The organism is Desulfobacter sp. UBA2225, assembly GCF_002348205.1.
Taxonomy (GTDB): Bacteria; Desulfobacterota; Desulfobacteria; order Desulfobacterales; family Desulfobacteraceae; genus Desulfobacter; species Desulfobacter postgatei.
On record NZ_DDYV01000270.1, the window covers coordinates 1 to 14,027 of the forward strand.

The 14,027-nt window shown below is 44.1% G+C and carries 13 protein-coding genes; all 13 read left to right on the forward strand.

Annotated features, from left to right (window positions below):
* Window positions 1-1,142 (forward strand): hypothetical protein (locus B3D59_RS13890; protein WP_286820603.1); only part of this gene is annotated, 1,142 nt, incomplete at its 5' end.
* A gap of 14 nt (window positions 1,143-1,156) precedes the next feature.
* Window positions 1,157-2,314, forward strand: a complete 1,158-nt coding sequence (locus B3D59_RS13895; protein WP_286820605.1) for a glycosyltransferase — start codon at window positions 1,157-1,159, stop codon at window positions 2,312-2,314.
* 16 nt (window positions 2,315-2,330) lie between these two features.
* Window positions 2,331-3,647 (forward strand): O-antigen ligase family protein, encoded by a 1,317-nt coding sequence (locus B3D59_RS13900; RefSeq protein ID WP_286820607.1) that lies wholly within the window; start codon window positions 2,331-2,333, stop codon window positions 3,645-3,647.
* Complete coding sequence (locus tag B3D59_RS13905; RefSeq protein ID WP_286820611.1) at window positions 3,637-4,899, forward strand: glycosyltransferase family 4 protein; 1,263 nt, start codon at window positions 3,637-3,639, stop codon at window positions 4,897-4,899. Before B3D59_RS13900 ends, B3D59_RS13905 begins: the two co-directional genes overlap by 11 nt.
* A 5-nt stretch (window positions 4,900-4,904) precedes the next feature.
* Window positions 4,905-6,155, forward strand: a complete 1,251-nt coding sequence (locus B3D59_RS13910) for a hypothetical protein (RefSeq protein ID WP_286820613.1) — start codon at window positions 4,905-4,907, stop codon at window positions 6,153-6,155.
* Between the two features lie 7 nt (window positions 6,156-6,162).
* Window positions 6,163-7,191 (forward strand): AAC(3) family N-acetyltransferase, encoded by a 1,029-nt coding sequence (locus B3D59_RS13915; RefSeq protein WP_286820614.1) that lies wholly within the window; start codon window positions 6,163-6,165, stop codon window positions 7,189-7,191.
* A gap of 16 nt (window positions 7,192-7,207) precedes the next feature.
* Entirely contained in the window at window positions 7,208-8,638 is a 1,431-nt protein-coding gene (locus B3D59_RS13920) for an MBOAT family O-acyltransferase (RefSeq protein ID WP_286820615.1), read from the forward strand.
* A gap of 349 nt (window positions 8,639-8,987) precedes the next feature.
* The gene (locus B3D59_RS13925) at window positions 8,988-9,623 is read left to right on the forward strand and encodes a hypothetical protein (protein ID WP_286820617.1); all 636 of its coding nucleotides are present in this window, start codon (window positions 8,988-8,990) and stop codon (window positions 9,621-9,623) included.
* Window positions 9,624-9,628: 5 nt separating this feature from the next.
* Window positions 9,629-11,566, forward strand: a complete 1,938-nt coding sequence (gene asnB / locus B3D59_RS13930) for an asparagine synthase (glutamine-hydrolyzing) (RefSeq protein WP_286820619.1) — start codon at window positions 9,629-9,631, stop codon at window positions 11,564-11,566.
* A gap of 126 nt (window positions 11,567-11,692) precedes the next feature.
* Complete coding sequence (locus B3D59_RS13935) at window positions 11,693-11,950, forward strand: type II toxin-antitoxin system RelB/DinJ family antitoxin (RefSeq protein ID WP_004072767.1); 258 nt, start codon at window positions 11,693-11,695, stop codon at window positions 11,948-11,950.
* A complete protein-coding gene (locus B3D59_RS13940; protein WP_286820624.1) occupies window positions 11,950-12,219 on the forward strand; it encodes a type II toxin-antitoxin system YafQ family toxin in 270 nt (89 codons plus the stop codon). The genes B3D59_RS13935 and B3D59_RS13940 overlap by 1 nt, the downstream gene beginning before the upstream one ends.
* A 59-nt stretch (window positions 12,220-12,278) precedes the next feature.
* Window positions 12,279-12,557 (forward strand): hypothetical protein, encoded by a 279-nt coding sequence (locus tag B3D59_RS13945; protein ID WP_286820625.1) that lies wholly within the window; start codon window positions 12,279-12,281, stop codon window positions 12,555-12,557.
* 57 nt (window positions 12,558-12,614) lie between these two features.
* Complete coding sequence (locus B3D59_RS13950; protein WP_286820627.1) at window positions 12,615-13,943, forward strand: hypothetical protein; 1,329 nt, start codon at window positions 12,615-12,617, stop codon at window positions 13,941-13,943.
* Window positions 13,944-14,027: the final 84 nt, after the last annotated feature.

The following is a 14,027-nucleotide window of genomic DNA, read 5'->3' on the forward strand; positions in this document are numbered from 1 at the left end:
CCTGGCAGGAAGGATGGCACGGAGATGGCGGAGATTCAAGGATTTACGTATCCCGCATCGGCATGGATGGACGTCCTATTGATAAAACAGGGATTGAAGTCGCACCGTCTGAAACCGGTGTTCAGGAAAATCCAATCATCGCTTTCCACGGAGATACCTTTCTTATTGTCTGGCAGGATCTTCGAAACGGGTCAGACTGTGATGTATACGGGATCAGGCTTTCTTCCCAAGGAAAGATGTTGGATAGAGAAGCCTTACCCATTGCCGTTGCCAATCGAAGTCAGGTGCTCCCCGATGCCGCTACCGACGATTCCGGCTTTGTCGTTGTATGGCACGGCTTTCAGAAACAAAAGACCGATGCCGAAATTTTTGTAAGGAGGATTGGCGAAAACGGCATAATGGGTAAATTCTCGATTCTTGCTAACGGCTCACGCCCGAAAATTTCCTGGAATGGAAAACGATTTTTACTAGTTTATTCAACAGTCCGTCAACCCAATTCCAATCTGGTAGGAGAGACGAAATGCTGGACGATTTTGAATGAAAATATGAAGGTTGTTTCGAAAGGGGATTGTAAATGGAGCAATCCAGAATACGCTCTGGGAGTGGTTCCAAAAGATGGCGGGTGGCTAATCTCAATGCCCGGGGGTCCACCTGGTTATTGGGGGCGTACCATCGGTATCCAGAAAACCGTTAGAATCACTCCTGACGGATCGTGGGAATCGCCCAGCAATGATAACCATTATAACCCTGTCGGCCCGGTTCCGGACAATTGGTTGGATACCAGTTGGAAAAGGCCGAAAAGAGATAAAAAGAACGGCTTCCGTGAAAAGGCTGTATGGCCATGGGGGAAAAGCAGCCTCGCAAAAATGGGGCCCTATTCAATCTGTGCATGGCAACAATACGGTGTTGGTGGCGCAACGGGTTTTTCTTTGGTCGATAGCGATATCCGTATTGGCCGTATACGCGGCTGGAAGTCCGTGGATCACTTGGGTGGTTTCGCTTTGGCGGACAGTCTTGAAAATGAAGTGTCTCCCTGTCTTGCGGCAGGCGCGGACGGTGTTCTACTTTGTGTATACGAAAAACGGATGACAGACGGTCGTCGGCAGATTTGTGCAAAGCGTGTTGAAATGAATCAGATTTGAATAGGGTTCCTCCAGTGCGGGTTCTTACTTTTACTTCTCTTTTCCCCAATAACGTCAGCAGCAATCTTGGCGGTTTTATTGCCAGACGGATGACAACCTGGGCAAGCGCCTATGGAACAAATTGGACAGTTGTGGCACCTGTGCCCTTTTTTCCTCCGCTACCATTAGCATCTCCCTGGAAAAAATATTCAGATGTAAAAGACGTTGAAAAGTACCGGGAATGGGATGTTCACCATTTCAGATACGCCATGGTTCCCCAATTCGGTTTACCTTTTCAAGGACACAGTATGGCGTTTTGTACTACAAGACAGGTTGTCAGACTGAGCCGCCTTCAGGGTCCTTTTGATATCCTGGATGCCCACTTTATCTATCCGGATGCATTTGCTGCGATGAAAATCAGCCGAAAGCTGAAGATACCTCTGGTTGTAAGCGCCAGAGGTTCCGATATAAACTTGTACGCTCAAATAGCATCCATTCTGCCGATGATCAGGAACGTGCTGAGAAGTGCAGATGCCGTCATTGGCGTAAGCGAAGACTTGGTTGAAAAAATGATCCGGTTGGGAGCTCCCGAGAAACGGTGTTACCACATTCCTAACGGAGTGGACACCCACCGGTTCCATCCGAAGGGCGACAATAGCCGCCCCAAAAAAGATCGGTTGCTGGCTGTGGGAAATATAGTGCCTGAAAAGGGATTTGACAATTTGCTGAAAGCCGTGGCGGTTTTAAAATCGCTCCATCCCGAAATTGAACTCAATATCATCGGATCGGGGCCGCATTCCGACCACTTGGTCTCTCTGTGCAAAAGCCTGGAGATTGAAAGTCTTGTATCCTTTGTCGGTCAGGTTCCCCACAACGAAATTAACGCATGGTTTCAAAAATCTGGGGTTTTCTGCCTGAGCAGTCTGAGAGAGGGAAACCCCAATGTCGTTTTGGAAGCGCTTGCATCAGGACTGCCCGTAGCTTCGACCCCGGCAGGGGGAGTGCCTGAATTAATAATCGAAAATGTGAATGGTGCTATAGCCTCTGACTTTTCCGTCGAAAGCCTGGTCGCGGCTATCAGAAAAGTGCTTTCAAGGGAATGGTCCTCTGAAAAGATCCGGGGAACAATTTCTGACAGGACCTGGGACAAGGTGGCAAAAGAGGTCAACACCGTGTTTCAGAACCTTTGTTAAAATAGAATAATCCGATATGCCGTTAACAGTTATCATATTTCTTGCTCTTTTTACAGGAGGAATAGTTCTGGCGTTCATCCGGCATCCTGTCTGGGGAATGATGTCGTATGCACTTTCGTTGTATGCCTCACCCGCACACAATTGGTTTGGGTCTTATCTTCCGGATCTAAGATGGTCTCTTTTGGCTTCCCTGTGTACATTGATAAGTATATTTGTAAACAAAAGTCACCTGGTGCCTAAAACACCATGGCTCAGCACTGCTCCTGCAAAAATAATCATCTGTTATGCCATATGGATGTGGATACAGTTGCTATGGGCGCTCTCCTACGAGGCTCATATTGAAGGAACCATTTTAATCACCAAATACATCATACTCTATTACATTATTTACCGGGTGCTGGATAACGACTCAACTTTCTTTACCTTTATTATGTTCAACCTTGTCGGTGGATTCTATATCAGCCGAAGGGTACTCGGGTATTCAATGGGTGGTCGTGTTGAGGGTATCGGTGGTCCCGGTATCAACGATTCGAACACCCTGGGAATGCACATGAGCGTTCTTTTGATTTTTGCCGGGATGATGCTGCTCAAGAAAAATACACTGTTTCGAAATAATCTTCATTGGCGAATCTGTCAGGGTATCATTCTAATTTCCGCAGTATACATAGCCAACTCAGTCGTTCAGACCATCAGCCGGTCAGCCGTACTCGGTATTCTCTCAGGTGGGGCGCTTTTGATGGTGATCAAGCACTGGACAGTAAAAAAAAGGTTCTACCTGTATGCAGCCTGTGCATTTATCGGTCTATTATATTATGCGCCCTACACCTTCTGGGAACGTCTCGATACCATCACCGAAGCAGCCCAGGGAGAGGAAATTGAGGGAAGTGCTTACTCTAGGCTTGTTATCAGCAAAGCACAAATCGAGATGTTTAAGGAAAATATTTTCGGACACGGACACCGGGGAACCGCCGTACTAAGTCCGTACTTCATGCCGGAAGAGTATCTTTCCGTTTTTGAAGGCAAGGCGGGACGAGCCTCTCACTGCACATTTCTGACAACGCTCACCGAACAAGGTCTGCCCGGGGCCATCCTTTATGTGCTGATGGTCATCTGGGCGATCCGAACCATTTATGGCTATTCCAAGGACGATCCCGTAATGTATCTGTATTTGATGAGCACTGCAGCATCCCTGGCAGCCATTTTTATTTCCGGCATATTTGTGGACTATTTAAAGGTTGAAATACAGGTATATTGTTTTGCCATGTTGGCAAGCCTTCAAGATTATCAAAAAAGACTTCGTTTAAAAAATTATTGGAAAGATTATGGCGAATAAGAGAACAGTCCCCAAGCTCAAAATGGGATGGCTTTTTATCCTTCCGTGGATCGTAGACAATATTGGAGGGGTGAATAGGGTCGTATTAGAACTGTGCACCTATTGTGGAAAAGAAAAAGAGTACTTGCCATATCTTGCAACTCCGACAAATCAAGTGTACAAAGAACTACCTATGTTAAACCATGTTTTTCAGTCAGTAGTTTTTAAACCACTTATCCTTTCCCTTGATACCTCTAACAATATAAAGCACATTCTCTTTTTTTTGCTTCGTCTACCTTATGAAATTGTAAAATCAGGATGGGTGGTCAAAAAACTTAATATAAAAACGGTTAATTTTCATTATGTCGGTGGATTGTCACCACTAACATTTGCTATGATAAAAATGTTTTTTCCATTAAAATTCAGGATGATTCTGTCTTTCCATGGGTCAGATGTCCTTTCTTTGGAGAAATGTTCAAAATTAGAAAAAAAAATATTCGGTTTTATTTTATCAAAAACGGATTATGCTGTGGGATGCTCAAAGGGCATATCTTGCCAGATCAAAGCGATTTTCCCAAAATATGAAAAGAAAATTGTCTTTGTCCATAACGGAATTTCGGAGCATTTTTTTTTTAGTAAATTCGAAAATTTTAAGAAAAAAGAATTTGCCGATGGGATTCAAGGTAAAAAGTTTATCCTTTCTATTGGTGCTTTTATACATATCAAAGGCCACGACATTTTAATAAAGGCCTTCTCAATATTAAAAAAAAGTCATCCCGACCTTTTTTTAATTATTGTGGGAAAACCAGCCGTTGAAAGTAAAAAAATTAAACAGCTGATTGATTCCTTGGAACTGGATAAATCAATTTATATATATGATATGGTTTTACCTGACCAAATAACAAAATTTTACGATAACGCAAGCCTATTTGTATCAGCGTCTCGTTATGAGTCTTTCGGATTGGTAATCGCCGAAGCCGGTGCTAGAGGTTTGCCGGTTATTGCAACCAAAACGATAGGATCGGAGGAAATAATTGAACATTCAATTTCGGGTCTACTTGTGGAAAAAGAAAATCCAGAAGCCTTAGAAAAAGCTATTCGGTTTTTGTTAAACAATCCAGAACGAGCACATTTTTTTGCGGAAAATATGAGACGACGGGTTTCATCACATTTTAGATGGGAGTTTGCATGGGAAAAATACAAATTACTGGCTCTCAATCAGTGGCCTGAAAACTCTGAATCTGGAATAAAATCGGAAGAAAGGAGCCTGTAGTCAAAATGGATTTACACCGTGTTCGAGAATTTTACTGGTCGGCCTCTGACAAGTGGGCATTAATCCTGTTTACCATCAATAAAAGCAACCGGATATTTGGCAAATCGGTTGTCGACAGTTATCTGAAAAAATACGTCATAGGTGTAAGGCCTGCTTTGGCGGCACTGCCGGACAACTGTGCCGAGCAAGCTGTCCGGTGGCTTACAAAGGCCCAGGACGCCAGAGAGGACAAAGGCGTATCCTACGGGTATTTTCCCTGTGGAGAGAAGATGGGGTGGCGGCCGTCCTATCCGGAGACAACCGGCTATATCATTGCCTCTCTGATTGACTACGCGAAAGCTCAAAAAGATGATGACATCCTCAATAGAGCAGTAGCCATGGCTGAGTGGGAAACAAAAATTCAAATGGCGTCCGGCGCGGTTCAGGGGGGGATGGCAACATCTTCAGACAAACAAAAAGCTGCGGTCTTCAATACAGGGATGGTGCTGCAGGGATGGACGGCGGTCTATCGTCAGACCAACGATGCGGGAATTTTTGAGGCTGGTCGGAAAGCGGCGGATTTCCTGGTTACCGACATGGATGCCAGAGGCCACTACCGAACCCACGGCGGATTTGTTTCAGCAAATCAGATAAAAACATACAATGTTCTTTGCTCTTGGGCATTGTATCGGTTCGGCGAAGACAGCAATGAGGAAATCTACAAAAAGGCAGCTTTAAAAAACGCAGAGGCAACCCTCGGAATGCAGCTTGCCAACGGATGGTTTGAAAGCTGCTGCCTCACACATTCTGAAAAGCCGTTAACGCATACTTTGGGGTATACTCTTCAGGGACTTCTGGAGATAGGAATACTTGCCCAGCGGGAGGACTTTATATCGGCCGTTGAAAAGGGCGTTGAACCCCTAATCCGGAACATTAAGCCCAACGGATATCTGGCAGGCCGGTTTGATCGGAGCTGGAAATCAAAAGCGGCGTATTCCTGCCTGACCGGATCGGCTCAAATTGCCATAGTTTTATACCGGATTGCACAAATTTTCGGAAAATCCGATTATATCGATGCAGCTGATCGTCTGGTCGATTTTCTCAAAGCCCTGCAGGTGCGAGGCTGCCCGGATCTAAACATGAATGGCGCAATTGCCGGATCATTTCCCCTGCTTGGCGGGTATATGACAGCAGGATATCCCAATTGGGCAACCAAATATTTTCTTGACGCACTCCTGCTTCAAAAAAATCATTGGGAGAAACAAAAAAGAGGATGAATATCTCATGATTCAAATATTAAAACAGCGGTTATTTCCGAAAGGGATAAAAAGATCATCTTCTTTTTACACGAACCGGCTTTTTCGCAGGGTTTCTCCCGGGATGCTGGAAAAGGATCTAATAGCGCTCGGCCTTGTCAGGGGTGATATCGTCTGTGTTCACAGTTCACTGAGCAGTCTCGGATACCTGATCAATGGGAGCCGTTCTATAATAACTGCGATAAGGCAGATTGTGGGTCGACCCGGAACAATTATGATGCCGACATTTACAGGAGGGGGGAGCACCTATGCTTACGTAACATCCGGTCCGGAACCTTTTGAAAGGGATAAAACGGCATCAACTACCGGCCTGCTGTGTGAAATTTTCAGACAAATCCCCGAGGTGGAAAGAAGCCTACACCCAACCCATTCAGTAGCAGTCCTTGGGCCAAACGCAAAAGATTGGATTGAGGGGCACGAGAACAGCATTACACCGTTTGGTGACAATACCCCGTATGACCGCCTTATCCGGGAGGACGGCAAGGTCCTGTTGTTGAATGTTAATGCAAACAGCCTCATGCATCGCATTCAGGAAATCATTGATTGGCCCAATCATTATCTTGATGAACTGTTCCCGATCAAAATTATGGATAAAAACAATGTGAAAACGGTTGAAACAGCAGTGCACAGTCCGGGACCGTTCAGCCATGTAGTCCTTCCCGGCAAAAGAAAAAACGAAATCAGATTCGTGCATATCCCATCATACGCGATTCCTTTTTTCCCGGGTCAAAAAAAAAATGATTTCTTCCAGCAGTTTCGCCGAGACACGGTTCATTTTTTAAAACAAAGACTTCAATGGTTTTTGGATGAAGGTATTGTCCATAAGGGAAAGGTGGGATACGGCCAGGCGATGTTGCTTGATGCCGGTCGCTTTGCCGAACGTCTCACAAAAGACATGCGTCGCCATCTTGACTTAAATCCGGATCTCTATCATCGAAAACGGCTCAAACAAATGAAGGAAAACGGTACCTGCAATGGAACTATGCCGGTAGTGTGACCGGCTGATAACATCAATGATTTTCAACTCACTTGTCTTTTTTGTTTTTCTGGCTGTCGTTCTCTGTGCCTACTACTGTCTCACCCAGCGGTATCAGAACTATCTGCTGGTGATTGCCAGCTATGTATTTTACGGATACTGGGACTGGCGGTTTTTATTTCTTATATTTATCTCCACCATTGTGGATTATTATTGCGGCTACGGCATCCATACAGCTGTTTCTCTTCGGAACAAGAAATTGTATTTATGGGTAAGCGTTTGTGTCAATATCGGCATTCTGCTTTTTTTTAAATATTTTAATTTTTTTATCGACTCTGCTCAGGTGCTGCTCTCCAGATTCGGATTTAATCAGAGTCTGCCTGTCATGAATATCATATTGCCCGTTGGTGTTTCATTTTATACCTTTCAAACGCTGTCATACACTTTAGATATCTATCGGGGCAAAATGAAACCCACGACAGATTTTCTGACATTTGTCCTGTATGTGACCTACTTCCCCCAGCTGGTAGCTGGCCCTATAGAGCGTGCCAGGATGCTTTTGCCTCAATTGTCGTCTTCAAGAACGGTCGGATGGCCACAGATCGGAATTGGAATGGAACTGATTCTGATCGGTTTTTTCAAAAAAGTGGGCATTTCAGATATGCTGGCACCAATGGTCGATTTAAGGTTTCAATATACTCAATATGCAAGCTGGTCTGATTTGATACTGGCTGTTTATTTGTTTTCAATTCAGATTTATTGTGATTTTTCAGGTTATTCGGATATCGCAAGAGGAGTGAGCAAACTGTTCGGCATTGAAATTATGCGCAATTTTGAACAGCCGTATCTATCTCAAAGCATTACCGAATTCTGGCGAAGATGGCACATTTCCCTATCTTCATGGTTCAGGGACTATGTTTATATCCCTCTTGGAGGAAACCGGGAGGGGGTTTTCAAAACATATCGAAATTTGATGGCCACCATGCTGGTGTGCGGTTTATGGCATGGGGCAAACTGGACCTTTGTACTTTGGGGGGGATATCATGGCCTGTTTCTGATGATTCAAAGGGTTATCTCGCAAACCCGTAAAAACTATCAAAAAAAACGAGACGAATTTGGATGTAAACAACTGATCAAAATCTTTTTCACTTTCCACCTTGTGGCTTTCGGCTGGATCATGTTCCGTTGTGATAGTTTTTCACATTTTTTGATTTATGTGAACGGTATTATTTCACTGCAGGAGGGAAACAAAGCACTGACATCTGTTTCATGGCTCTCTCCCAAACTATGGAGTCTTTGCATTATTTTATTTTTGATGGATCTTCAGCAGTATAGAACCGGCAGACATGCCATCCTGCTCTACCAAAACTGGGGGTTGAGGGGTGTTGCATATGCGGGTATTATATCGATTATCTTTCTGTTAGGCGGGATAGATGTCAAGGTTCCTTTCATCTATTTTCAATTTTAAAACTCTATATCTGACCTCGGTACCGCGGGATTTTTGGAAATCTGTTGGAGTGGTGATTTCCCTTTTGGTGGCTATTGAAATGGTCTGTAGAATCCTTTTAATACCGGTCGGCAATTTTGCCTGGGCATACTGGTCTCTGGACGCTATAGACAAATTTGAGTGGTATAGAAGCATGTCAGAAAATAACGAAGTACCTGATATTGTTGCTATTGGCGACTCGACGGGTGCGAGGGGGTTTGATCCTAAACACTTTTCAAAGACCTCTGAAAAAACGTCATATAACCTATGCTGGCCAGCCAACTTCCCCAAAGCACTTCGGGCTACTACTTATCCTCTATTAGAGAAAGGGATGCCTCCGAACACCCTTATTTTGATACAGAATCCGAGAAGCTATATTGATTCCCAAAAGGTCGTTCGATTTGAGAACTCAATTCTTTCATCACAGATAGCGAAGCGCTATTCTAAAGATCGTCTTGTGTCAGACTATGTGTATTTATCCCGGTTATATGCTGCCAGGGTTCTTTTAAAAAAATACTGGATCAATCATGAAAGAATCTTATCCGAACCTAAAATGGCCGGATTCATGCCTGCGGAAACCGGATCAAAATCAAAAGTTGAAAACTCTGAAGAAGAGCAAATGGATGTCAACGAAACTAAAGACTTTTCCAAGGAACGCCTGGAATGCTTTCTTCAATTGGCAGAAATTACAGAAAACAGGGGGATTCATCTGATTGTCGTACTTCCCCCCATAAATTCCGGAAAAACTCCGGTACTCTATCGAAAATACTTGGATTGGCTGCAGTCTGAACAGTCTGATTATGAATTTACGATATGGGATTTGTCGCACCCTGTCTTTTTGAAAAAAAAACATTTCTGGGATGAGAGTCATCTGAATGAGTTAGGTGCAAAGGTGTTTTCCCTGGAACTTGGGAAACGTTACAAAAAACACTATGGCGAAAATACGTTAAAAAGCAAAAGGAGTTGATGACCTTGTGTGGAATAGCCGGGATAATTAATTTTGATGGGAAAAAATCAGATACAGATCTTCTTGTAAAAGCGACCCGGACTTTATTCCATAGGGGACCGGACGAGGAAGGATATTATATCAACGGAGAAGAACGGCCGGATGGATACAATTTAGACGATTTGCCACTGTACACAAGCCCAGGACAGGGAAATGCCGGACTTGGACACCGACGCCTGAGTATTATTGATCTGGCCTCGGGTCAGCAGCCGCTCTGCAACGAGGACGAGACTGTTTGGATTACATTCAACGGAGAGGTGTATAACTATCTGGATATCAAAAAAGAACTTGAGAAAAAAGGCCATATTTTTAAAACCAACAGTGATACTGAAACCTTGGTGCATGCGTATGAAGAATGGGGAGAAAATGCAATACAACGGTTCAGAGGGATGTTTACTTTTGCAATCTGGGATGAAAAAAAACAAGAACTGTTGGTGGCTAGGGACCGACTGGGTAAAAAGCCATTTTATTATTCATTTGAAAATCAGTCTTTTGTTTTTGGGTCCGAGCTTAAAGTAATTCTTGAAGTACCGGGTGTGGATAAGTCCATTGATTACAAGGCCCTTTCTGATTATTTTTCTTTGCTTTATGTACCTTCACCGCGGACTATTTTTAAGAAAATTAAGAAATTGCCGGCAGCCCATTATGCGGTGATTTCTAAAAAAGGGATGCGTATTGAGTCATACTGGGATCTGCCTTTTTACAGTCAGACAGGCCTATCCGAAAATCGCATTATCCGGGATCTTCAGGAAATTTTGAATGAGGCCACCCGGATACGGATGATGAGTGAGGTGCCTTTAGGCGCTTTTCTGTCTGGTGGGGTAGACTCATCGGCTATTGTGGCCATGATGGCAGGCGCCAGCCCTGATCCGGTGATTACCAATTCTATTTCATTCAGTGTAGCCAGCTATAATGAAGCGGATTATGCCAAAAAGGTGGCCGATCTTTATAAAACTGACCACAATGAGTTTCATGTCACACCTGACGCCGTGTCTATTATCGAAAAGTTGGCATGGCACTATGATGAGCCTTTTGCTGATTCTTCGGCTGTGCCCACATATTATGTATCCAAGATGGCCAGGGAGAGGGTAACCGTTTCCCTTTCCGGAGATGGAGGAGACGAAAATTTTGCCGGATACCGGCGATATTATATGGATATGCGGGAGAATCTGGTCAGGAATTTGGTGCCCCGGGCCTTGCGTCGGCCGGTATTCGGGTTGCTGGGCAGTCTTTACCCCAAGGCAGATTACCTGCCCCAGATATTTAGAGGCAAGGCGTTTTTATCCAATGTGGCCCGTGATCCCATCGGTGCATATTATTTCAGTGTGAGCGCGGTTCATGATATGGATAAGGCAAAGTTCTTTAATGGCCAGATTATGAAAGAAATCAGGGGATACCAGACATTCGACATGTTCAAAGAGATCTACGACAAAGCTCCGGCACAGGATCATTTGTCGCGGATTCAGTATTTGGATATTAAAACATATCTGTGCGAAGATATTCTGACCAAGGTAGACAGAGCCAGCATGGCAGTGTCGCTTGAGGTGAGGTGTCCGATACTGGATCATGTGTTCATGGAATATGCAGCAAAGATTCCTTCAAATCTGAAACTCAAAGGACTGGAAGGCAAATATATATTCAAAAAAGCCCTTAAAAAGTACCTGCCTGATGAGATTTTGTATCGGAAAAAGATGGGATTCGGAGTGCCGATTCTTGAATGGATGAAGGGGGACTTGAAGGAATATACCCGTACTCTGGTATTGGAAGGGGATGCCAGCCGGACCTATCTGAATCTTCCACATTTAACCCGGATATGGAAAGAGCATCAAAGAGGGGTCCGGAACTGGTCCACGGAGCTTTGGATTGTAATGATGTTTAATCTGTGGCACCGGAAATTTGCCTGATTGCACCTTCTCTCTTGCCGATCCACAGAGATGTCAATCAAAAGATACACAACGAAACAACAGTGATTGATTGACAAATAGAGTCATGCTGTATATCATTTTGGTATACACTTAGGAGATTAAACCATGGCTAAAACCGCAATGACGCATACACGGATAACACCCGAAATTAAAGCAGAGGCTGAGCGCATCATTAAAGGATTAGGATTGTCAATATCCGCAGCTCATGAACTTTTCTATAGACAGATTATAACCCATAAAGGCCTGCCATTTGATTTACGTATTTTTAATGAGGATAGCATACAGGCCATGGATGAAGCCAGAAAAGGGGTTGGGAAAAAATACAACAATGTAACAGATATGTTTGATGATATTATCAACTAATGTTACCGATTCGACCTACAAACAGGTTCAGAAAAGACCTGAAGAAGGCTGTTGCACAGGGTCGAAATATAAAAAAACTGGAAAAAATTTTAGAAATACTATATATCCCCGAGCCTCTGCCTCCAGAATACCAAGATCATAAACTCAAAGGGTCTTGGCATGATTTCAGGGAATGCCATATAGAGCCGGACTGGCTTCTCATTTATGCAATTATCGACTTTGAACTCAGGCCTGCTCGGTTAGGAACACATTCCGAACTTTTCACATAGCGATGTCACGAATCGGTTTTTATGTTATATGGGTGCTTCTGGTAGTTTCCGGAAAAGTCTTGGGTCTGAAAGCATTCAGGGATAGCCCGGATCAGGTGCGGGCGTTATACAATGCAGACTGGGAAAAAGATGTTGACGGGTCTTTGCCCGGGCAGGACTCCAAAGAAGTCGCTGAATATTATGTCAATCGGCATACCGATCTGGTCAGCGGAAAAAAGCCTTATTTGCTGAGGCGGACTTACGTTCACCACCGCACACATCTAAACCACTGGGTGATCGAAAATTTTGTCCTGACCGATCTCTCCTCTTGGTGTCTTTGCGGCTCTGCGAGCAAATAAAAAAAACAGGCGCAAAACCTGGTGTCCCTCTGTTTTTTGAAGCATAATGGATTGAATTTGAAGCGCATATTTTTATTTCTTATATTGGCTTTGACGTTTTGGGCAGGCAGGGACGCCTGTGCCCGGATTTATGAAGTAGGTCCGGGTAAGGCGTTGGAACGGATCGGATCTGTTCCATTTGACAGACTTGAACCGGGGGATTTGGTAAAAATTTATTACCGGGAAAAACCCTACCAGGATCGCATTATCCTTCGCCGCTCCGGTACAGAGGAAGAGCCAATAATAATCAAAGGTATACCTTCTAATGGAAGGCTGCCGATTATAGATGGGAAATTTGCAGGAGCGGCTCAAAGAGAGAATTGGAATCACCGCGGAAGATGGCTGATTAAGATCGGGGATGATCTTCCAGGGGATTATGTCAGGATTGAAAATCTTGTACTGAGAAATGCCAATAATGCAAATTTTACGGTTGATTCCAAAGGAAAACATGAATATACGGCGAATTCTGGAGGGGTGTTTTTAGTAAAGGGAAAACATGTCACTATTTTTAACTGCCGGATTTATGCTTGCGGCAACGGCATTATCAGTGCCTATGCGCCGGATGTGACCCATTTGACAGTCAGGAAATGCCTTATTTACGGCAACGGGGATTTCCAGAACCGGAAAAGTGATCAGGAACATAATGTATATCTTCAGGGAACCCATACCATTGTGGAGTTTTGCCGATTCGGACCGCCGATTGCATGCGGGCAGACATTTAAGGATCGTGGACTTAATACCATTATCCGATACAACTGGATTGAGGGTGGTTTTAACCGGCAGTTGGATCTGGTGGATCATAAAGAATATAAACAGGCCCATGCGTTTGTGTATGGCAATGTGCTTGTCCAGGGACAGATATCCCATAACTATAATATGATTCACTGGGGGGGCGATGCTGGATACAGCCGATCCGGTACATTATATTTTTTTAATAACACGGTTATCGGAAAACACCCGGTAACCCGGTACATTGATGTCCAGTATTCAGACTGCAAGGTTGATCTGAGAAACAATGCGTTTATCGGGCAGGGGAAACTGTGGAATTACCGGGGTGCCCTTAAAGGCCTTCATAACTGGTTGTCAAAAGATATTCAGTCCCCGCAAGAGAAATATCTGGGCATCAGTGGAGACAATCCAGGATTTATGATTGGATTTAAAATACCTTATTTCCCCTATTTAGGGTCGGCGCTTATCAACAATGGGATTTCACATCTCCCTTTGCCGGTGGAATATATGCCGCTTCCCCGCGGAGGCGGTTGGAAACGGTCGGTTGTCCAGGCAATGGATATTGGTGCCTATGAATTCAATCCGGTTATATTGAAAAAACATTTCGGTTCCAAATAACAGCCATGGGCTGACCTGGTCTATGACCTGCTTCTGCAAAATGGGCTTGGTCATATTTTAGGCCATCCGAATTTTTGGTAGGTT

Excerpts from the sequence above, each read along its gene's own strand:
- B3D59_RS13920 (WP_286820615.1), top strand. The coding sequence starts at position 7,208 with ATGATTTTCAACTCACTTGTCTTTTTTGTTTTTCTGGCTGTCGTTCTC.
- B3D59_RS13925 (WP_286820617.1), top strand. The coding sequence starts at position 8,988 with ATGCCTCCGAACACCCTTATTTTGATACAGAATCCGAGAAGCTATATT.
- B3D59_RS13910 (WP_286820613.1), top strand. The coding sequence starts at position 4,905 with ATGGATTTACACCGTGTTCGAGAATTTTACTGGTCGGCCTCTGACAAG.
- B3D59_RS13900 (WP_286820607.1), top strand. The coding sequence starts at position 2,331 with ATGCCGTTAACAGTTATCATATTTCTTGCTCTTTTTACAGGAGGAATA.
- B3D59_RS13935 (WP_004072767.1), top strand. The coding sequence starts at position 11,693 with ATGGCTAAAACCGCAATGACGCATACACGGATAACACCCGAAATTAAA.
- B3D59_RS13915 (WP_286820614.1), top strand. The coding sequence starts at position 6,163 with ATGATTCAAATATTAAAACAGCGGTTATTTCCGAAAGGGATAAAAAGA.
- B3D59_RS13905 (WP_286820611.1), top strand. The coding sequence starts at position 3,637 with ATGGCGAATAAGAGAACAGTCCCCAAGCTCAAAATGGGATGGCTTTTT.
- B3D59_RS13940 (WP_286820624.1), top strand. The coding sequence starts at position 11,950 with ATGTTACCGATTCGACCTACAAACAGGTTCAGAAAAGACCTGAAGAAG.